Genomic DNA, 18,996 nt, shown 5'->3' with positions numbered 1-18,996 from the left:
GCGTATCTTGAGGGCTATCTTGGAAACCGGGGGATTATAGCTCCCCCACACCCCCACTTTTCTCTAAAGGACCTCCACACCCAGCTTCAATCCCTCCGCCCCGGGCTCAGGAAGGCCACCCTTTTCGCCCTCCTGGTGCGGCTCAGGCGGGAGGGAAAGGTGGCCTTTCGCCAGGGACGCTTCGTAGCAGGGAAAGCTGAGGATTCAAACGTTTAGCCCGTTGGAAGGCTGGATTCCAAAGGTACCTCCAGGAACCGGATCCTCCGGGGCAAACCGCGCTTCCCCTGCTCAGCGTCAGAGGCTCAGGGTGGTGCGGGTGCCATCCGCGGCTGCGTGGGGGATGCTATCCTGGGCCTTAATGCGGCCGGGACTCGAGGCCAAGCGGCTGGTCCTCAAGGTGGGAAGCGCCGTGTTGGCGGGGCCCCAAGGGTTAGAGCAGGGGGTGATGCAGGAGATTGCCCGCCAGGTTCTGGCCCTGCGCCAGGAGGGGCGGGAGGTGGTTCTGGTTTCCTCGGGGGCGGTGGCGGCGGGGATGGCGGCCTTGGGCCTGCCCCGCCCCCAGGACATGCCCACCAAGCAGGCCCTGGCCGCCATCGGCCAGCCTCTTCTCATGGCCTATTGGCGGGAAGCCTTCACCCCTACCCCGGTGGCCCAGGTGCTCCTCACCGCCGAGGATCTGGCGAGCCGCGGGCGCTACCTGAACGCCAAGGCCACCCTGCAGGCCCTTTTGCGCCTGAAGGCGGTTCCCATCATCAACGAGAACGATACGGTGGCCTTCCAGGAGATCCGCTTCGGGGACAACGACCAGCTTTCCGCCCGGGTGGCGGCCCTGGTGGAGGCGGGGCTTTTGCTCCTCCTTTCCGACGTGGACGCCCTTTATGAGGATGACCCCAAGAAGAACCCCAGCGCCCGCCCCATCCCGGAAGTGGAGCGGGTGGAGGCCGTGCTGGCCCATGCTGGGGAGGGAAATCCCCTGGGAAGTGGGGGGATGCGCTCCAAGCTCCTTGCCGCCCGCATCGCCGGAAGGGTGGGGATACCCACCCTCCTTCTCCCGGGAAGAAGGCCCGGGGTGATCCTCGAGGCTCTGGCGGGAGCTCCCTTGGGTACGTACTTCCACGCCCGAAGGCGGTACCGGGGGCAAAGGGCCTGGCTCTATGGTCTTCTGAAGCCCAAGGGGGAACTGGTGCTGGACGCCGGGGCGGTGAGGGCTTTAAGGGAGAGGGGGGCAAGCCTCCTGCCTGCCGGCATCAAGGCGGTGCGGGGGCGGTTCGGCCGGGGAGAGGCGGTGCGCCTCCTCACCGAGGCAGGGGAAGAGGTGGGGGTGGGCCTGGCCAACTACGCCGCCGAGGAGATTGAGCGCATCAAGGGGCACAAAAGCGCCGAGATCGAGGCTTTACTGGGCTATCGCTACACGGAGGAGGTGGTCCACCGGGACCACCTGGCATTGAAGGAGGAGGCATGGGGGAGTTAGCTGCTTCCCAAAGGGAACATCTTGAGAAAACGCTGAGGGAACTGGCGGAGGGGGCTCGGGCCCGGCTTCCCGAGATCGCCAAGGGGAACCGGGACGGGGCTCTTCTGGCCATGGCCCGCCTTTTGGAGGAGGCCTGGCCGGAGGTGCTAAAGGCCAACCAAGAGGACCTCAAGGAGGCGGAGGAGGCGGGGCTATCCCGGGCCAAGCTGGACCGCCTGGCCCTCAAGGACAAGGACCTTAGGAGCCTCACCGAGGGTCTTCGTCAGATTGCCGCTCTCCCGGATCCCTTGGGGAGGATCGAGGGGCTTAGCAAGCGGCCAAACGGCCTTAGGGTGGGAAGGATGCGGATCCCCTTGGGCCTCATCGGCTTCATCTACGAGGCCCGGCCCGGGGCCACGGTGGAGGCGGTTTCCGTGGCCTTGAAGGCGGGAAACGCCATGCTCCTCAGGGGGGGAAAGGAGGCTTTCCGCTCCAACCAGGCCCTGGTTTCCCTGTGGCATCGGGCCTTGAGGGAGGCCGGGCTTCCTGTGGAGGCGGTGAGCCTGGTGCCCACCACCGACCGGGAGGCCATCTTGGCCATGTGCCGCCTGGAGCTATTGGACCTCCTCATCCCCCGGGGTGGGGAGGAGCTCATCCGTCTGGTGCAACGGGAGGCCCGGGTGCCGGTCCTGGCCCACGCCAAGGGGGTGAATCACCTCTACGTGGACGAGAGGGCGGACCTGGATATGGCTCTCCGCCTGGCCATTAACGGCAAGACCCAGCGGCCTGCCGTGTGCAATGCCCTCGAGGCCGTCCTGGTGCACGAGAGGGTGGCCGAGGTCTTCCTCCCCATGCTGGAAAAGGCCATGCGGGAAAGGGGTGTGGAGCTCAGGGCCTGCCCCAAAGCCCTTCCCCTCCTGAAGGAAGCGGTGCCCGCCCAGGAGGAGGAGTGGGACCGGGAGTATCTGGACTTGATCCTGAGGGTGAAGGTGGTTTCCAGCCTGGAAGAAGCCCTGGAACACATCGCCCGCTACGGCTCCCGCCACACCGAGGCCATCTGCACGGAGGATCCCAAGGCCGCCTGGCGGTTTCTGGAGGAGGTGGACGCCAGCCTGGTCCTGTGGAATGCCTCCACCCGCTTCAACGATGGCTTCCAGCTGGGCCTGGGGGCGGAGATCGGCATCAGCACCTCCAAGCTCCACGCCTACGGCCCCATGGGGCCCATGGAGCTCACCACCACCAAATGGGTGGCCCTGGGAGAGGGGCAGGAGCGGGAATAGGTGCCCTCTAGGGGAGGTAGGGGAGGATGCCCGCCGGGGGGAGCGGGTAGGGAAGGGAAGCCCGTGCTGCAGAAGGTGTTACGCCTCTACACCCAGGCCCATGTGCCCTTCTTCGCCGCTGCCTTGGCCTACTACGCCCTTCTTTCCCTCATGCCCCTTCTCTTTCTCCTGGTGGGGGTCTTTGGCCTTTTCCTCTCGGGAAGCGAGGCCCTGAGGGAGGGTTTTTTGGGGGGAGTGAAGGCCTTGGCCGAGGGTCTTTTCCCAGCCCGGCCTGAGCTGGCCCAGGACCTACTCCGCTTCCTCACCCGGGGGGCTTTCCCCCTCACCCTGGTGAGCGCCCTCTTCCTCCTTTGGTCGGGAAGCAATTTCTTCGCCGCCCTGAGCTACGCCCTGGGGCTCATCTTTGGCCGCCCCCTGGGTTTTCGCCACCGCCTTTTGGGCCTCCTCATGCCGGTGGTCTTGGGCCTTGCCCTCATCCTCCTGGCCCTTTTGGGCCTGGCCCTGGGGTTTCTCCTCCGCTTCCTCCCCCCGGAGTGGCGGGGGGCCTTGGGGCCCCTGGAGGCTTTTTTACCCCTCTTCCTGGCCTTTTTGCTCTTTCTCCTCACCTACGCCTTTTTCCGCGGCCTCAAAGGGTTTCGCCACCTGGTGCCCTTGAGCGTGGGGGCAGGGGTGGCGGCCCTTCTCTTCGAGGGGGTGCGGCTTGGGCTTCCCAAGCTCCTTCCCCGCTCCCAGTACGAGCTCCTCTACGGACCCCTGGCGGGGTTTGTCCTGGCGCTACTCGGCCTATATCTCGTGCTTTGGGTCTTCCTCCTGGGGGCGGTGGTGGCGAGGGCGATGGAGGACTAGGGCGCCCCACGCTTTTTTGCCGGGTTGCAGTATCATGTTCCCATGAGTCCGGCCAGGCTAATCCCCTAAGGCGGGAAGGGGCCTGGCCGTCCCTTCCCCTTGGGGGAAGGGTTTTTTTGAGGGAGGAGCGCATGGAGAAGTACAACCCGCACGCCATAGAGCCCAAGTGGCAACGCTTCTGGAAGGAAAAGGGCTTCATGAAGGCCAAGGAGGTCCCGGGAAGGAAGGGGAAGCAGTACGTACTGGTCATGTTCCCCTACCCCTCCGGGGACCTGCACATGGGCCACCTGAAGAACTACACCATGGGGGACGTCCTGGCCCGCTTCCGCAAGGTGCAGGGGTATGAGGTCCTCCATCCCATGGGCTGGGATGCCTTCGGCCTACCCGCGGAAAACGCCGCTTTGAAGTTCGGCCTCCACCCCCGGGACTGGACCTACGACAACATCCGCCAGGCCAAGGAGAGCCTCGAGCTCATGGGCATCCTCTACGACTGGGACCGGGAGGTGACCACCTGCGAGCCCGACTACTACCGCTTCAACCAGTGGATCTTCCTGAAGATGTGGGAAAAGGGCCTGGCCTACCGGGCCAAGGGCCTGGTGAACTGGTGCCCCAAGTGCCAGACGGTCTTGGCCAACGAGCAGGTGGTGGAGGGCCGCTGCTGGCGGCACGAGGACACCCCGGTGGAGAAGCGGGAGCTGGAGCAGTGGTACCTGCGCATCACCGCCTATGCGGAAAGGCTTCTTGAGGACCTCGAGGGCCTGGACTGGCCGGAAAAGGTGAAGGCCATGCAGCGGGCCTGGATCGGCCGGTCGGAGGGAGCGGAGATCGAGTTCCCCGTGGAGGGCCTCAAAGAGGCCATCACCGTCTTCACCACCCGGCCCGACACCCTTTTTGGAGCCACCTTCATGGTCCTGGCCCCGGAGCATCCCCTCACCTTAAGGCTTGCCTCTCCCGAAAGGCGGGCCGAGGTGGAGGCCTATGTGGAGGCTGCCAAGCGGAAGACGGAGATCGAGCGCCAGGCGGAAGGCCGGGAGAAAACGGGGGTTTTTCTCGGGGCCTACGCCACAAACCCCGCCACCGGGGAGAAAATCCCCATCTGGACTGCGGATTACGTGCTTTACGGCTACGGCACCGGGGCCATCATGGGGGTGCCCGGGCACGACCAGAGGGACTTTGAGTTCGCCCAGAAGTTCGGCCTCCCCATAAGGAAGGTGATCGAGCGCCCGGGTGAGCCCTTGCCCGAGCCCCTGGAGGCCGCCTACGAGGAGCCCGGCATCATGGTGAACTCGGGGCCCTTTGACGGCACCCCCAGCGAGGAGGGCAAGAAGAAGGTGGTGGCCTGGCTGGAGGAGAGGGGCCTGGGAAGGGCTAGGGTTACCTACCGCCTCCGGGACTGGCTCATCAGCCGCCAGCGCTACTGGGGCACCCCCATTCCCATGGTCCACTGCGAAGCCTGCGGGGTGGTGCCGGTTCCCGAGGAGGAGCTTCCCGTCCTCCTCCCCGACCTCAAGGACATCGAGGACATCCGGCCCAAGGGGAAAAGCCCCCTGGAGGCCCACCCCGAGTTCTACGAGACCACCTGCCCCAAATGCGGTGGCCCTGCCAAGCGGGACACCGACACCATGGACACCTTCGTGGACTCCAGCTGGTACTACCTGCGTTACACCGACCCCAGGAACGAAACGCTTCCCTTTGACCCCGCGAAGGCGGACTTCTGGATGCCGGTGGACCAGTACATCGGCGGGGTGGAGCACGCCGTGCTTCACCTCCTCTACAGCCGCTTCTTCACCAAGTTCCTCCACGACCTGGGGATGGTGAAGGTGGAGGAGCCCTTCCAGGGGCTTTTCACCCAGGGCATGGTCCTGGCCTGGACGGACTTCGGCCCCGTGGAGGTGGAGGGGGATAGGGTGCGCCTGCCCGAGCCCACCCGCATCCGCCTGGAGATCCCGGAGAGGGAGCTTTCCCTGGAGGAGGTGCGGAAGATGGGGGCGGAGCTCAGGCCCCACGAGGACGGCACCCTTCACTTCTGGAAGCCCGCGGTGATGAGCAAGTCCAAGGGCAACGGGGTCATGGTGGGGCCCTTTGTGAAGGAGGAAGGGGCGGATATCGCCCGCATCACCATCCTCTTCGCCGCACCCCCCGAAAACGAGATGGTCTGGACCGAGGAGGGGGTGCAGGGGGCCTGGCGCTTCCTGAACCGCATATGGCGCCGGGTGGCGGAGGACCGGGAGGCCCTTTTGGCCACCTCGGGCCAGTTTGCCGCCGAGAGCCTGGAGGGTCCGGACCGGGAGCTTTACCAGAAGCTCCACGCCACCCTCAAGAAGGTCACGGAGGACCTCGAGGCCCTGCGCTTCAACACCGCCATCGCCGCCTTGATGGAGCTCTTGAACGCCCTCTACGAGTACCGCAAGGTGCGGCCCGTGACCCCCGTCTACCGCACCGCCATCCGCTACTACCTGCAGATGCTCTTCCCCTTTGCCCCCCACATCGCTGAGGAACTTTGGCACTGGTTCTGGCCGGATAGCCTCTTTGAAGCCGGCTGGCCCGAATTGGACGAAAAGGCCCTGGAAAAGGATGTGGTGGAGGTGGCGGTGCAGGTGAACGGGAGGGTGCGGGGAACCATCCGGATTCCCAAGGACGCCCCCCTGGAGGTGGCCAGGGCCGAGGCCCTCAGGGTGAGAAACGTCCAGGCCCACGTGGAGGGCAGGGCCATCGTGAAGGAAATCTACGTCCCCGGCAAGATCCTCAACCTGGTAGTGCGGGGATAGGGAAAAGAAGCCGGGTGGGCACCACCCTGGCCACCTCCTCCCCCACGGGGGTGAGGAAAAGCCCCTCGTCCCCTGCCCAGGCCAGAAGCCGTCCGTAGCCCAGGAGGAACCCTTCCCCGTCCAGGAGCCCGTAAAGCCGGTGGGGCTCAGGGGGCTCCATAGGGTATGTGGGCATGTGACCGAGGGGAAGGGGACGGGGCCTGGCTTCCTGGAAGTGGGCAAAAAGCCTTTCCAGGCGGCTTTTCCGCCTCTCGGCCGGGGTTTTCCTGCGGACCCCCTGAAGGGGCGGGGCCAGGCGCGCCCTTAGGTCCTTGCGCCAGGAAAGGGCCTGGTAAAGTTCCTCCCACTCCAGGACCAGCACCTCGGCGGGCACCAGGGCCTCGATCTGTAAGAGCCGAAACCCAGGGTCCAGGTAGCCATCCGTGTCGGCCACGGTGGGGCTTCCTTTGGGGATGAGGCGGGCTAAGCGCAGGGCCCCCACCACCGCCTGCGCCTCCATCCCTCTGGGGGACAGGGCCCCCAGAAGGTAGCGGCGTAGGGGGGTGAGGGTTCCTTCCCGGTAGTGGAAGAGGGTGAAGGCCCCGGGCAGGGCTCCCTGCCCCGGGTCCAGGTCCAGGAGGTAGGCTTCCTTGGCCTTTTCCAGAAGCCTTAAGGCCAGGGTGGACTTGCCGGTATCCGTGGGGCCAGCCAGGAGGAGCATCCCCCTTGAAACTACCCCATGCCCCGGGATCCCGGGGGTCTGTAGGATAACGTATTTTTGCCATGTCGCAAGAAAGTGTTATACTATGCCCACCATGGGGCTCTGGTTTGAGGAAAGCCAGGAGGAGCGGGCAGTCTTGGGGCCCTTCCGCGAGTTTCTGAAGGCGGAGGTGGCCCCGGGGGCGGCGGAGAGGGACCGCACGGGGGCCTTTCCCTTTGAGCTGGTGAGGAAGCTCGCCCAGTTCGGCGTCTTCGGGGCCACGGTGCCCGAGGCCTATGGCGGGGCGGGGCTTAAAAGCCGGCTTTTCGCCCGTATGGTGGAGGAGATCGCCTATTACGACGGGGCCTTGGCCCTCACCGTGGCCAGCCACAACTCCTTGGCCACGGGGCATATCCTCCTTGCGGGGGACGAAAGGCAGAAGGAAACCTTCCTGCCCAAGCTGGCCTCGGGGGAGGCCCTGGGGGCCTGGGGGCTTACGGAGCCGGGGTCGGGTTCGGATGCCGCTGCCCTTAAAACCCGGGCCGAGCCGGTGTCCGGGGGATATGTGCTCAATGGCACCAAGCAGTTCATCACCCAGGGGAGCGTGGCCGGGGTCTACGTGATCGTGGCCCGCACCGACCCGGCTCCAAGCCCGGAGAGGAAGCACCTGGGCATCTCCGCCTTCGCCTTTTTCCGCCCGGAAAGGGGTCTTCGCATCGGCCGAAAGGAGGAGAAGCTGGGCCTGAACGCCTCCGACACCGCCCAGCTGGTCCTTGAGGACCTCTTCGTGCCCGAGGACAGCCTTTTGGGGGAGAGGGGCAAGGGGTTTTACGATGTGCTCAAGGTGCTGGATGGGGGCAGGATCGGCATCGCCGCCATGGCGGTGGGCCTGGGAAGGGCGGCCTTGAACTACGCCCTCCGCTACGCCAAGCAAAGGGAGGCCTTCGGCAGGCCCATTGCCGAATACCAAGGGGTTTCCTTCAAGCTGGCGGAGGCGGCCACGGAGCTGGAGGCGGCAAGGCTTCTTTACCTGAAGGCGGCGGAGCTTAAGGATGCGGGAAGGCCCTATACCCTCGAGGCCGCCCAGGCCAAGCTCTTCGCCAGCGAGGTGGCGGTGAAGGCCTGTGACGAGGCCATCCAGGTCCTGGGGGGGTACGGGTACATCAAGGACTACCCCGTGGAGCGCTACTGGCGCGACGCCCGCCTGACCCGCATCGGGGAGGGCACCAGCGAGATCCTGAAGCTCATTATTGCCCGGCGCCTTCTAGAGTCGGTGTGAAGGTGAGGGCCTTGGGGGCCTTTAAGGCCAGCTGGCCGCAGGCTGCCCCCACGTCCTGCCCTCGGCTGAAGCGGATGGAGGTGGGAATCCCAAGGCGCTTTAGCTCCTCCGCGAAGGCCAGGATGCCCGCCTTAGGGGTGCCTTCCACGGGAGCGCCTTCCCAGGGGTTAAAGGGAATCAGGTTCACGTGGGCGCTTATGCCCTTAAGGAGCTTGGCGAGAAGCCGGGCCTGCCAGGGGTGGTCGTTTAAACCCTTCAGGAGGGTGTACTCAAAGGTGACCCGCCTTTTGGTCCTGGCGTAGTAGTGGCGCACCGCCTCGAGGATCTCCCCCACGGAGTAGCGGTGAGCGGTGGGGATGATCTTCCTGCGGGTCTCGTCGTCGGGGGCATGGAGGGAAAGGGCGAGGCGCACCCCTAAGTCCTCCTCCGCCAGGCGGTGGATGCCCTTGGGGATGCCCACGGTGGAGAGGGTGATGCGCCTTGGGCTCATGGCCAGGCCCTTGGGATGGAGCATGGTGCGGATGGCCTTAAGCACGTTGCCCAGGTTCAGGAGGGGCTCCCCCATGCCCATGAGGACCACGTTGCGGATATCCCTGGGGGAGATGCCCTGGTGGTGGGCGATGGCCAGGAGCTGGGAGAGGATCTCCGCCGCGGTGAGGTTGCGGCCAAAGCCCAAGGCCCCGGTGGCGCAGAAGGTGCACCCTGCGGGGCAGCCCACCATGCTGGAAAGGCAGACGGTCTTGCGGTTCTCGTAGGGCATGTAGACGGCTTCCGTCTTCTTTCCGTCCAGCAGGGTGAAGAGGTACTTGACGCTTCCGTCCCGGCTCGGGTAGGCCTCCACCAGGGCGAACTCGGAGATGCGCCACTCCCCGGCCAGGGCTTCCCGGAGGCCCTTGGGCAGGTCGGTCATCTCGGAGAAGTCCATGGCCCCCCGGGCGTAGAGCCAGTGGGCGATCTGGGCCTTGCGGTAGCCCTCGCCGGGAAGCTCTTCGGGGAGGAGTTCCAGGATGGGTTTCATGCCACGCCCTCGTAGATTTCCTCAAGCTTCAAGGTCCCCTCCGGGCAGGGGAGGATAAGGAGTTCCTCCAGCCTTTCCTCCCGAAAGCCCGAAGGGGTTTTGCGGTAAAGGACGCCTCCCGGCCTGGCTCCCTCCAGGAGGAGATAGGCCTGGAGACTGGGGAGCCTAAGGTAATGCGAAAGCTTTTCAAGATAGCTTCGCTGACCCCGCTGGTCCTGGGCCTCGGTACCGGGGGAGAGAACCTCCACCACCAGGCAAGGGGCGGTTTCGTAGAGGGGATGGGCCTTGGGGCCGCAGACCACCATGACATCTGGGTAGTAGAAGGTATCCTCGGAAACCTTGAGCCGGGCGGTTTCGCTGTAGACCCGGCATCCTTGGGCCCGGGCCAAGGGTTTTAAGAGGGCCACCAGGTTGGTGACGATGAGGTTGTGGTCCAGGCTGGCCCCGGCCATGGCATAGGGGATGCCCCCTACCAGCTCGTGGCGCACGGGGCTAGCCTCTTCCAGGGCCAGGTATTCCTCTTCCGTTAGCGGGCGCAAGGACCGCTCGGTCATCGTCCTATTGTAAGGCTTTCGCCGGGTTTTTTCAGCGTAGCCGCCCGTAACCCAGACCTAGCCCCAGGAGGAGAAGAAGAAGCCCCAAGGGCCTGGGCCGGGCCAGGAGCCCCAGGAAGCCCCCGAAGAGGAGAAGGCCCAGGCCCACCCGCCTGCGCCCGTGCCGGTAGGCCCGGCCTGAGAGGAAGCCCAGAAGGAGGGGCAAGGCCCAGAGGACCAGGAGGAGGAGGCCCAGGAGAAAGGAAAAGGAGGCCATGGCTGGGAGCCCTAGAGGCGGTGGTCCTCCGGGGAGAAGCCCTCCACCCAGAAGCTGCCGTCCGGCCGGTGCTCCTTTTTCCAGACGGGGAGGATCTGCTTTACCCGGTCGATGGCGTACTGGCAGGCGGCGAAGGCCTCGGGGCGGTGCCGGGCCGAAACCACGATGGCGATGGAGGCCTCCCCGGGATTCACCCGGCCCAGGCGGTGCCAGAGGGCCACCCGGCCCAGAGGCCAGCGGGAGCGCATCTCCCCGATGATCTCCGCCATGACCTTTTCCGCCATGCCGGGATAGGCCTCGTACTCCAAGAAGGCCACCTCCTCCCCCCGGTTGGGGCTTCGGGTGGTTCCCAGGAAGCTCACCACCGCCCCGTACTCGGGGGCGGTGGCCCAGTCCACCAGGGCCTTCAGGTCCAAAGGTTCATGGGTGAGGCCGTAGGAGTCCTGCCCTCCCGAGACCGGGGGCAGAAAGGCCACCTCGTCCCCCTCCTTTAGGGGGGTTTCCCCCTGGGCCAGGGCCTGGTTTACCGCTGCCATGCCGCCCTCCAGCCTTAGGCCGGGAAAACGCTTCTCCAGGGCTTCTTTAGCGTGCAGTACCCGGGCTCCTTCGGGAAGCTCCAGGAAGAGGCGGTCCGTGCCCGCCTGTTCCCGGTAAAGGGCGAAGAGCCGCACTTCAACCCGCATGCTGCCCAGTATAGACCCGGCTGAGGCTCGAGGCCACGGAGAGGGCCTCGAGGTAGCGCATGCGCATGGGCCCCAGGAGCACCAGCTCCCCCAGCCACTCCCCCCGGGCGAAGCCCGCCTGCACCTGGGAAAGGCCCTCCACCTCCCCCACCCGCACGTCCACCCGGCCGGGAGGGGTCAGGACTGCCTCGTCCCCTCCGGCCTCGTAAAGGGCCACCAGGCGCTCCAGAAAGCCGGGATCCTTGGCCTCCGGTTCCTTCAAGGCCTCGGCCAATCCCTCGCGGTAGACGAGGGAAAGGCCTGCGGAAAGGGCCCGGGAGAGATGGGCGAAAAGCTCCTCCAGGCCCCTGGGAGCCGGGGGCAGGACGGCAAAGGGTCCAGAGAGGGCTTCCTCCGCCTTCCTTAGGCGCTCTGTGGGAAGGCTGAGGGGAAGGCGGGCCTCCTTCACCCTTCCCCCTTCCAGGACGAAAACCGCTAGGGTTCCTTCCGGCAGGGGGGAGAGGTGGACCTGGAGCACCTTGGGGGAGTTCCTGGGCCTCAAGCGCAAAAGGGCAGGGTACCCGGAAAGCCCCACCGCCATCTTCACCAAGAAGGCCTCGGGTTCCCTGGCCCCCTCCAGTGCCCGCTGGAGCCGCTCCTGGGTGGCCTCGGGAAGGGGTTTTGGGGGGAGGAGGGAAAGGGAGTACTGGCGGAAGGCCTGCCGGGTGGGGACCCTTCCGGCGGAGGCGTGGGGTTTGGAGAGGTAGCCCATCTCCTCGAGGGCGATGAGCTCGTACCGGGCCAGGGCAGGGGAAAGCCCCAGGCCCTCGGCCAGCCTCGCCGAGGGCACAGGGGCTTTGGTCCTGATGTACTCCTCCACCAGGAGGTGAAGGATGGCCCGCTGCCTGGCCGTCACATCCTTATTGTACCGGGGTCACGGCGGCCTGGTCCTCCTCCCCGGTGCGGATCCGGTAGACCTTCTCCACCGGCAAAACGAAGATCTTTCCGTCCCCCACCTCCCCGGTGCGGGCGGCTTTGAGGATGGCCTCCACCGTGGGCCGAACGAAGGGCTCGGACACCCCGATCTCCAGGCGTACCTTTTCGTGCAGGGCCATCTTCACCGTGGTGCCCCGGTAGGTTTCCACCCTTTCCGTCTCCCCTCCGTGCCCCTGGACCCTGCTGATGGACAGCCCCCGCACCTCCGCCCTGAAGAGGGCCTCCAGCACGTCCTGGAGCTTCTCCGGCCGGATGATGGCCACGATGAGCTTCATGCCTTACCTCCAGCGGGCTTGAGGGCAGGGGGGGTGGCCTCGGAGAGCACCAGGATGGCTCCTTCGCCTTCCACGTAGGCTTCCTCCCCGTGCTGGGTCACGTCCAGGCCCAGCCCTTCCTCCTTGGGGCTGGCCCGCAAGGGGGTGAGAAGGCCCACAAGCTTCAGGAGGAGGAAGGTGCCGAGGGCGGAGTAGGCCACCGCCACCCCCACCGCCAGGGCCTGGATGGCGAGCTGCATGGGGTTGCCGAAGAGGAAGCCGTCCGCCACCCCGTTCCAGGCCTTCTCCGCCAGAAGGCCGGTGAGGAGGGCGCCGGTGATGCCCGCAATCCCGTGGGCGCCGAACACGTCCAGGGAGTCGTCCAGCCGGGTCCTGGGCCGCCAGAGCAGGAAGAAATAGCTGGGGAAGGCGCTCACCGCCCCCAGCACCAGGGCGGACAGGGGGGATACGAACCCCGCTGCCGGGGTGATGGCCACCAGGCCCACCACGATGGCGGTGGCCAGGCCCACCGCCGTGACCTTGCCGGTGCGCAGGAGGTCCAGAAGAGCCCAGGCGGTGAGGGTGGCCGCAGGGGCGAGGAGGGTGTTCACAAAGGCCAGGCTGGCCAGGGCTCCGGAGCTCAGGGCGCTTCCCCCGTTGAACCCGAACCAGCCGAACCAGAGAAGGGCCGCCCCCAGAAGCGCAAAAGGCACGTTATGGGGAAGGATGGCCTGGCGGCCGTAGTCCTTCCGGGCCCCCAGGACCAGGGCCCCCACCAGGGCGGCGATGCCGGCGTTGATGTGCACCACCGTGCCCCCGGCGAAGTCCAAGGCCCCTAAGGTGCCCAAAAATCCTCCACCCCAGACCCAGTGGGCCAGGGGGGCGTAGACCAATAGCCCCCAGAGGCTCAGGAAGAGAAGGAGGGCGGGAAAGCGCATCCTTTCCACCATGCCCCCCGTGAGGAGGGCGGCGGTGATGATGGCAAAGGTGCCCTGGAAGGCCATGAAGAGGAGATGGGGGATCTCCCCCTTGGCCTCGAGGCCCACTCCCTTCAGAAGGGCGTGGCCCAGGCCTCCCAGCCAGGGACTGCCCTCGGCAAACGCCAGGCTGTAGCCGAGAAGGGCCCAGCCCACCCCCACGAAGCCCAAGGCGGCGAAGCTCATCATCATGGTGTTCAAGGCGTTCTTGCTCCGCACCAGGCCGCCGTAGAAGAAGGCCAAAGCCGGGGTCATGAGGAGCACCAGGGCCGTGGAAACCAGCATCCAGGCCGTGGCTGCCCCGTCCACCCCTTCTGCCAAGGCCAGTCCTGAAAGCCCGCTTGCCGCTATAAATAGGGTCTTCCGCATGGTCCGTCACCCCCTTAGGGCTGAGGGTAGCACCGGGTGTGCATAATGTCAAGCAGTAGCTTGACACTTGACAAAGAGTAGCGAGACATATAGCTAATCAGGACTGACTACGGTGCAAAGTGTCAGTGCAAAAGTGTGCAGATGTGCGCCTAACCCTGAACAACATTCTCAAGATACCACCCCGTCGGCCCCGGGCCTCTCCCCTTAAACTGAGGCCCGTGACGTGGGAAGAACTCTTGGAGCGGCTTTCTTTGGGACAGGACGAGCGCACCCTCTTCCTGCCCCCGGACCTTTCCCCGGAGGAGCTGGCCCGCTACGCTGCAGGTCTAGCCAACCACCGGGGCGGGATTCTCTTCCTGGGGGTGGATGGGGAGGGACGGGTGGTGGGAGCCTCGGAGATCCACCCCTTGCAGATCACCCATGCCCTTTTCCAGCTCACCCAGGGGCTTCTCCTGCCCTATGTGGAGGTGATCGAGGGGCCTATGGGCCGGGTTTTGGCCCTTCATGTACCGCAGAGCCCGGCGGCCATCGCCGTGGGGGCAGGGAGGGTGCCCTTTTGGGACGGTAAGAGGCTCACGGAGCTGAGGATGGGCCAGGCCCTGCCGGAGCCCGACTTCACCGCCCAGGTGCTGCCGGCGGCCAGCCTTTCCGACCTGGACCCGGTGGAGGTTCTGCGCCTTAGGCGCATCCTGGAGGAGCGGGGAAGCAACCTGGCGGCCTTGCCGGACCTGGAACTCCTCTTCGCCCTGGGGCTTTTGGAGCGGGTGGAGGGACAGGACAAGCCCACGGTGGCGGGCCTCCTTCTGGCAGGAACCCCCTTGGCCCTGAAGCGGCTTCTTCCCCAGGCGGAGGTGAGCTACTACTTCCACGGTCAGCCGGATGGCTACCTTGAGGGCCCGGAGGGCTACGCCTTCAGGGAGGACATCCTGCGCTCCATCCCCGCTCTTTTGGAGCGGCTTAGGGACCTAATCCAGGCCAGGAACCGGGTGCGCTACCTCACGGTGGGCCTGTTCCGCCTCGAGGTCTGGGACTTTGACCAGGAAGTCTACCGGGAGGCCCTCTTAAATGCCTTGGTCCACCGGGACTGGCAAAGCCCGGATGCCATCCAGGTGCACCACTACCCGGATCGCCTGGAGGTTTCCAACCCGGGAAGCTTCCCTCCCGGTATCACCCCGGAGAACATCCTCCGCCATCCCCCCAAAAGGCGGAATCCCCGTCTGGCCGAGGCCCTCTACCGGCTTGGCTACGTGGAGCGGGCGGGAAGCGGGGTGGACAAGATGTACCGCCTCCTCCTCAAGTACGGCAAGGAGCCCCCGGAGTACCACCTTTTCCCCGAGGCCCTCACCCTGGTCCTCTACAACCCGGAGCTGGACGAGGCCTTCGTGCGGGAGCTGGCGGAGGCCCAGGAGCGCCTGGGTGGCTTCAGCCTGGACCACTTCATCGCCGTGGGCCACCTGCGGAGGGTGGGGGAGGCCACCCTCGAGGAGCTGGCCCGGGCCCTACAGCTTCCTTTGGAGGCTGCCCGCAAGGTCCTCACCCGGATGGAGCGCATGGGCCTTTTGCGCAAGGAAGGGGGAAGGTACCACCTGGTGCGGCGCGATCCTTTGGGGGAAAGGGCCTTGGGCCTCCTGGCCAATCCCCTTTCCCGACGGGAGGTGGAAGCCCAGCTGGGGCTTACCCCCAGGGCAACCCTGGCCTTGCTGAACCGGCTTATCCGGGAAGGCAAGGTGGAGCGGATGGGCCGGGGAGCCGCTACCCGTTACCGGAGGCGGGTCTAGGCCATGCTTCACCTGGTCCTTTTCCAGCCGGAGATCCCACAGAATACCGGGAACATCGCCCGCACCGCTGCTGCCTTGGGCTGGCCCCTGCACCTTATCCGCCCCTTGGGCTTCCGCCTAGGCGACCCTCGGCTTAAGCGGGCGGGCCTGGACTACTGGCCCCACGTGGACCTGCGCCTCCACGATACCTGGGAGGCCTTCTGGCAAAGCCTGCCCCCGGGTGCCCGGGTCTGGGCCTTTAGCGCCCGGGGGGATACCTCCCTCTATAGGGTGAGCTTCCAGCCTGGGGACTACCTCCTCTTTGGCCCCGAAACCCGGGGACTTCCCCCAGAGGTCCTGACTCTTTTCCCCAGGGTGTACATCCCCATGCCGGGGCTGGTTCGCTCCTTGAACCTGGCGGTGGCCGTGGGGGTGGCGGCCTATGAGGCCTACCGGCAGCTTCATGGGGCATGATGGAGGCGTGCGGGCCTATACCACCGCCCACTTAAGGGTGGACCTCCCCCAGGGCCATCCCTTCCCCCTCTACAAGTACCAGGGGGTGGCGGAGGCCTTGAAGGAACTCCTTCCCATCCTGCCTGCCCCCGAAGTGCACCGGGAAGCCCTTCATCTGGCCCACCGCCCGGAGTATGTGGAAAAGCTTTTTACCGAGGGGCTTTCCCGCCAGGAGTCCTTGCGCCTGGGCCTGCCCTTTAGCCCAAGCCTCCTCAGGCGTGCCCTCTTTGCGGCGGGAGGAACACTGGCCGCCGCCAGGGATGCCCTGGAGCTGGGCCTCGGCCTGAACCTCTCCGGGGGCACCCACCATGCCTACCCCGACCGGGCCGAGGGGTATAGCCTTTTCAACGATGTGGCGGTGGCCGTGGCCTGGCTCAGGCGGGAGGGCTTCCGGGGCCGGGTTTTGGTGGTGGACCTGGACGCCCATCAGGGCAACGGCACCGCGGTCTTTTTCCAGAAAGACCCCACCGTTTTCACCCTTTCCCTCCACGGGGAGCGGAACTATCCCTTAAGGAAGGAGAGGAGCGACCTGGATGTGGGGCTTCCCGACGGCGTGGGGGACGAGGCCTACCTCTATGCCCTGGATGAGGCGTTGGAAATAGCCCAGGCTTTCCGGCCCGAGCTGGTCTTCTACAACGCCGGGGTGGACGTGCTAAAGGGGGATCGGTTTGGCCGCCTGGGCCTGAGCCTCGAGGGGGTCCGGAAGCGGGATGAACGGGTTTTTCGCATGGTAAAGGCCTTGGGGGTACCCCTGGTGGTGGTGATGGGTGGGGGGTACAACCGCGATCCCCGGCTCACCGTGGAGGCCCATGCAGGGACCTACCGCCTGGCCCTGAGTTCCTTGGCGTAGGTGGCCACCGCCTCCTCGAGGCTGAAGCCCAGGTTACGGTAAAGCTCCAGGGCCCCGGTCTCGTGGTCGTGGGCCCGGACCCTGAGGAGGGTGGCGCCTTTCTTCTGCGCCAGCTTCGCCGCTTCCGCCAAGAGGGCCCGCCCGATGCCCTGGCCCCGGGCCTTGGGCACCACGCCGATATAGGCCACGCTGGCCTCCCGATCCTCCAGCTCCACCTCGGCCAGGCCCACGGGTTCGTCCCCCCGGTAGGCCACCAGGAGGTGGACATGGGGATCCTGGAAGTGTTCCCAAAGCTCCTCGTCCGTCCATTTGAGGCGCAGGGCCCAGCCCTCCTCGCTTTCCCGGTAAAGCTCCCGGTAAACCCCGGGGCCCGGGAAACCCTTTCGAATGACCACGCCCTCAGGGGGTGGGTAGTCCAGGCCCTCCGGGTTTTTCACGAAGAAGTAGGTGAGGTGCAAAAGGCCGAAGTCGGCCTCCTCCAGCACCTGGCGCAGGGTGTGGTTTTCCTCGCGGGGGAAGGCGTAAAGCCGGTCCAGGTGAAGCTCACTGGCCCGCTTTTCCGCGGCCTGAAGAAGGGGGGGAAGGTCCTCCTCCCGGTAGGCCAGGGGTCCCTCGAGGGCCGCTCCATCCCAAAAGGCATAAAGGCCCACGTACCCCGCCACCTCCCCATCCCGCAAGAGGACCAGGCCGTCCTCCAGCTCCTCGGCCAGGCCCTCGAGGTCCCGGGCCTCCGGGGCCAGGACCCCCCGCTTGGGGCTTTCGTCCATCCAGCGGAGGAGCTTTAGGAGCCCGGGAAGATCCTGGCGGGCCACGGGCCGGATCATGCTTCTAGTCTACTCCCCGTTGCCCGGGACGGAACCAGGGACAAATGTCAAGCTTGTTCCTCAAGCTGACCCAGGTTGAGGGCCTTCACCACCCCTTCCTCCCCGTAGAACTCCACCACGGAAAGCCGGGCGTAGTCCTGTTCCACCCTGAGACCTTCTTCCACGGGAAGGGGTAGGGCCAGGCTCAAGGCGGCGCGGTTTAAGGTGCAGTTCCCCACCACCAACAGGGCCTGGCCTCGATGCTTTCCAAGGAGGGTCCTGATCGCTTCCCGCCCTCTTTCCCAGGCCTTCCTCAAGCTTTCCCCACCCGGAGGGGTAAAGCTGGCCTCGTCCTCCAGCCAGGCGGCCACCTCCTGGGGATACCGCTCCCGTACCTCGACGAAGCTCAGCCCTTCCCATTCCCCCCAGCTTCGCTCCCTCAGTTCCGGGAGGAGGGTAAAAGGCACCCCGAGGGCTTCCGCAAGAAGCCCGGCCGCCTCGGCCTCGGCCAGGCTGTCGGCGGCGTAGACCCAGGCCACGGGGTAGCGCTGGGCTAGCCTGGCCAGGGAGCGGAGGGCTTGCCTGCCCTGTTCCGAAAGGGGAAGGCCCGGATGGCTGTAAAGGACGTGTTCGGGGTTTTCCACCGGCCCGGCGCGGGTGAGGAGCAGGGTGGTTTTGGGGTGGGGCCCCTTGAGGAAGTGGCCGAGGAGACCCATGGCCCTAGAATACGGGGGTGGAAAGGTGGGTCATTGTTAACCCGGCGGCGGGACGGGGGAAGGTGGGGAGGCTTTCCGGGGCCATCCTGAAGGCGGCGCGGGAGAAAGGGGCCAGGGCCTTCCTCACCGAGGGCCCGGGCCACGCCACAGAGCTTTCCCGGAATGCCCCCGAAGGGGCTAGGGTGGTGGCCGTGGGAGGGGATGGCACGGTGCACGAGGTGTTGAAGGGCCTGGCGGGCACGGAAAAGGTCCTGGGGGTGGTGCCCATCGGTAGCGGCAACGACTTCGCCCGCATGCTGGGCCTGAGGGAGCTTCCCTGGAGGGAGGCCCTGGAACTGGCCCTCTTTGCCCAGGAGGAGGCCATAGACCTCTGCTGGGTGAACGGCGAGCCCTTTGGGGCCTCCCTGGGCATCGGCTTCGATGCCCTGGTGGCCAAGAAGGCCCTCACCGCTCCCTCTTTCCTCCGGGGCATGCCCCGTTACCTTTACGCCCTCTTCGGGGTGCTTAAGGAGCTTCGCCTGCCCGAGGGGCGGGTGGTGGTGGAGGGGGAGGAGGTGCACCGGGGGCCTCTTCTCCTGGTGGCGGTGATGAACGGACCTGCCTACGGGGGAGGTATCCCCATCGCCCCCATGGCCGACCCCCGGGATGGCGTTCTCTCCGTGATCCTGGCCCGTTCCTTCACCCGGCCCGGGGTGGTCTTCATCCTGCCCCGGCTCCTTTTGGGCAGGCATCTTTCCCATCCCCAGGTGGTGGCCTTTGCGGGCCGGGAGGTGGTGGTGGAGTTCGCCCATCCTGTCCCCGCCCACGCGGACGGGGAGCTTCTTCCCGAGGCCCGCCTTTACCGGGCCCGGGTGGAGCCTTTGGGCCTTAAGGTGGTGGGGGGAAGGGCCGCCGCTAGGGGAGAAAAGCCCATTCTAAGCCCGGTGGGGGTGGGTTGAAGTCGGGGGGCACCAGGGCTTGAAGGGGGCC

The 18,996-nt window shown here is 66.2% G+C and carries 19 protein-coding genes; 9 read left to right on the top strand and 10 right to left on the bottom strand.

Annotation, left to right across the window (positions count from 1 at the left end):
• Positions 1–358 precede the first annotated feature (358 nt).
• The 4 genes from proB to leuS all read left to right on the top strand — a co-directional run bounded on the left by proB (position 359) and on the right by leuS (position 6,344).
• Positions 359–1,471, top strand: coding sequence for a glutamate 5-kinase (proB, locus tag TNMX_RS04645; protein WP_038029994.1), 1,113 nt, complete (start codon positions 359–361; stop codon positions 1,469–1,471).
• The gene (locus TNMX_RS04640) at positions 1,459–2,730 is read left to right on the top strand and encodes a glutamate-5-semialdehyde dehydrogenase (protein ID WP_052037942.1); all 1,272 of its coding nucleotides are present in this window, start codon (positions 1,459–1,461) and stop codon (positions 2,728–2,730) included. The genes proB and TNMX_RS04640 overlap by 13 nt, the downstream gene beginning before the upstream one ends.
• Positions 2,731–2,793: 63 nt before the next feature.
• Positions 2,794–3,576, top strand: coding sequence for a YhjD/YihY/BrkB family envelope integrity protein (locus TNMX_RS04635; protein ID WP_038029977.1), 783 nt, complete (start codon positions 2,794–2,796; stop codon positions 3,574–3,576).
• A gap of 131 nt (positions 3,577–3,707) precedes the next feature.
• Positions 3,708–6,344 (top strand): leucine--tRNA ligase, encoded by a 2,637-nt coding sequence (gene leuS, locus TNMX_RS04630; RefSeq protein ID WP_038029989.1) that lies wholly within the window; start codon positions 3,708–3,710, stop codon positions 6,342–6,344.
• On the opposite strand, the gene TNMX_RS04625 is transcribed toward leuS, so the two are convergent.
• On the bottom strand, positions 6,322–7,044 hold the full coding sequence (locus TNMX_RS04625) for a Clp1/GlmU family protein (protein WP_038029975.1): 723 nt from the start codon (positions 7,042–7,044) through the stop codon (positions 6,322–6,324). The two genes, leuS and TNMX_RS04625, sit on opposite strands and share 23 nt — an antisense overlap.
• Positions 7,045–7,138: 94 nt before the next feature.
• Here TNMX_RS04625 and TNMX_RS04620 point away from each other — a divergent pair, with 94 nt between their 5' ends.
• The gene (locus tag TNMX_RS04620) at positions 7,139–8,302 is read left to right on the top strand and encodes an acyl-CoA dehydrogenase family protein (RefSeq protein WP_038029986.1); all 1,164 of its coding nucleotides are present in this window, start codon (positions 7,139–7,141) and stop codon (positions 8,300–8,302) included.
• Here the strand turns inward: TNMX_RS04620 and rlmN are convergent.
• From rlmN to TNMX_RS04585, 7 genes are read right to left on the bottom strand one after another with little or no spacing between them, the layout of a single operon-like run.
• A complete protein-coding gene (gene rlmN / locus TNMX_RS04615; protein WP_038029972.1) occupies positions 8,271–9,320 on the bottom strand; it encodes a 23S rRNA (adenine(2503)-C(2))-methyltransferase RlmN in 1,050 nt (349 codons plus the stop codon). The genes TNMX_RS04620 and rlmN overlap by 32 nt on opposite strands.
• Complete coding sequence (locus TNMX_RS04610) at positions 9,317–9,874, bottom strand: Uma2 family endonuclease (protein WP_038029970.1); 558 nt, start codon at positions 9,872–9,874, stop codon at positions 9,317–9,319. Before TNMX_RS04610 ends, rlmN begins: the two co-directional genes overlap by 4 nt.
• Before the next feature lie 31 nt (positions 9,875–9,905).
• Positions 9,906–10,130, bottom strand: a complete 225-nt coding sequence (locus TNMX_RS04605) for a hypothetical protein (protein WP_028493693.1) — start codon at positions 10,128–10,130, stop codon at positions 9,906–9,908.
• Positions 10,131–10,141: 11 nt separating this feature from the next.
• Positions 10,142–10,813, bottom strand: coding sequence for a molybdenum cofactor biosynthesis protein MoaE (locus tag TNMX_RS04600; protein ID WP_038029967.1), 672 nt, complete (start codon positions 10,811–10,813; stop codon positions 10,142–10,144).
• On the bottom strand, positions 10,803–11,708 hold the full coding sequence (locus tag TNMX_RS04595; protein ID WP_038029965.1) for an HrcA family transcriptional regulator: 906 nt from the start codon (positions 11,706–11,708) through the stop codon (positions 10,803–10,805). Before TNMX_RS04595 ends, TNMX_RS04600 begins: the two co-directional genes overlap by 11 nt.
• Positions 11,709–11,712: 4 nt before the next feature.
• Entirely contained in the window at positions 11,713–12,063 is a 351-nt protein-coding gene (locus tag TNMX_RS04590; RefSeq protein ID WP_038029963.1) for a P-II family nitrogen regulator, read from the bottom strand.
• Positions 12,060–13,388, bottom strand: a complete 1,329-nt coding sequence (locus tag TNMX_RS04585) for an ammonium transporter (protein WP_038029961.1) — start codon at positions 13,386–13,388, stop codon at positions 12,060–12,062. The genes TNMX_RS04590 and TNMX_RS04585 overlap by 4 nt, the downstream gene beginning before the upstream one ends.
• 218 nt (positions 13,389–13,606) lie before the next feature.
• Here TNMX_RS04585 and TNMX_RS04580 point away from each other — a divergent pair, with 218 nt between their 5' ends.
• The 3 genes from TNMX_RS04580 to TNMX_RS04570 are packed head-to-tail and all read left to right on the top strand — an operon-like array spanning position 13,607 to position 16,508.
• Entirely contained in the window at positions 13,607–15,166 is a 1,560-nt protein-coding gene (locus tag TNMX_RS04580; protein WP_038029959.1) for an ATP-binding protein, read from the top strand.
• 3 nt (positions 15,167–15,169) lie between these two features.
• Complete coding sequence (locus tag TNMX_RS04575) at positions 15,170–15,619, top strand: tRNA (cytidine(34)-2'-O)-methyltransferase (protein WP_038029957.1); 450 nt, start codon at positions 15,170–15,172, stop codon at positions 15,617–15,619.
• A gap of 7 nt (positions 15,620–15,626) precedes the next feature.
• Positions 15,627–16,508, top strand: coding sequence for a histone deacetylase (locus TNMX_RS04570; protein WP_038029983.1), 882 nt, complete (start codon positions 15,627–15,629; stop codon positions 16,506–16,508).
• Here the strand turns inward: TNMX_RS04570 and TNMX_RS04565 are convergent.
• Positions 16,478–17,332, bottom strand: a complete 855-nt coding sequence (locus tag TNMX_RS04565) for a GNAT family N-acetyltransferase (RefSeq protein ID WP_038029956.1) — start codon at positions 17,330–17,332, stop codon at positions 16,478–16,480. The two genes, TNMX_RS04570 and TNMX_RS04565, sit on opposite strands and share 31 nt — an antisense overlap.
• Before the next feature lie 47 nt (positions 17,333–17,379).
• Entirely contained in the window at positions 17,380–18,027 is a 648-nt protein-coding gene (locus TNMX_RS04560; protein ID WP_038029954.1) for a histidine phosphatase family protein, read from the bottom strand.
• Positions 18,028–18,044: 17 nt separating this feature from the next.
• Between TNMX_RS04560 and TNMX_RS04555 the strand changes: the two genes are divergently transcribed.
• The gene (locus TNMX_RS04555) at positions 18,045–18,965 is read left to right on the top strand and encodes a diacylglycerol kinase family protein (protein ID WP_038029951.1); all 921 of its coding nucleotides are present in this window, start codon (positions 18,045–18,047) and stop codon (positions 18,963–18,965) included.
• Positions 18,966–18,996: the final 31 nt, after the last annotated feature.

This window comes from Thermus sp. NMX2.A1, assembly GCF_000511705.1.
Classification (GTDB): Bacteria; Deinococcota; Deinococci; order Deinococcales; family Thermaceae; genus Thermus; species Thermus scotoductus.
This window is presented reverse-complemented; position numbering and strand designations above follow the sequence as displayed.

Coding starts and splice junctions, on each gene's coding strand:
- TNMX_RS04560 (WP_038029954.1), bottom strand. CDS start 18,027: ATGGGTCTCCTCGGCCACTTCCTCAAGGGGCCCCACCCCAAAACCACC.
- leuS (WP_038029989.1), top strand. CDS start 3,708: ATGGAGAAGTACAACCCGCACGCCATAGAGCCCAAGTGGCAACGCTTC.
- rlmN (WP_038029972.1), bottom strand. CDS start 9,320: ATGAAACCCATCCTGGAACTCCTCCCCGAAGAGCTTCCCGGCGAGGGC.
- TNMX_RS04620 (WP_038029986.1), top strand. CDS start 7,139: ATGGGGCTCTGGTTTGAGGAAAGCCAGGAGGAGCGGGCAGTCTTGGGG.
- TNMX_RS04640 (WP_052037942.1), top strand. CDS start 1,459: ATGGGGGAGTTAGCTGCTTCCCAAAGGGAACATCTTGAGAAAACGCTG.
- TNMX_RS04625 (WP_038029975.1), bottom strand. CDS start 7,044: ATGCTCCTCCTGGCTGGCCCCACGGATACCGGCAAGTCCACCCTGGCC.
- TNMX_RS04610 (WP_038029970.1), bottom strand. CDS start 9,874: ATGACCGAGCGGTCCTTGCGCCCGCTAACGGAAGAGGAATACCTGGCC.
- TNMX_RS04565 (WP_038029956.1), bottom strand. CDS start 17,332: ATGATCCGGCCCGTGGCCCGCCAGGATCTTCCCGGGCTCCTAAAGCTC.
- TNMX_RS04590 (WP_038029963.1), bottom strand. CDS start 12,063: ATGAAGCTCATCGTGGCCATCATCCGGCCGGAGAAGCTCCAGGACGTG.
- TNMX_RS04600 (WP_038029967.1), bottom strand. CDS start 10,813: ATGCGGGTTGAAGTGCGGCTCTTCGCCCTTTACCGGGAACAGGCGGGC.
- TNMX_RS04605 (WP_028493693.1), bottom strand. CDS start 10,130: ATGGCCTCCTTTTCCTTTCTCCTGGGCCTCCTCCTCCTGGTCCTCTGG.
- proB (WP_038029994.1), top strand. CDS start 359: ATGCGGCCGGGACTCGAGGCCAAGCGGCTGGTCCTCAAGGTGGGAAGC.
- TNMX_RS04585 (WP_038029961.1), bottom strand. CDS start 13,388: ATGCGGAAGACCCTATTTATAGCGGCAAGCGGGCTTTCAGGACTGGCC.
- TNMX_RS04575 (WP_038029957.1), top strand. CDS start 15,170: ATGCTTCACCTGGTCCTTTTCCAGCCGGAGATCCCACAGAATACCGGG.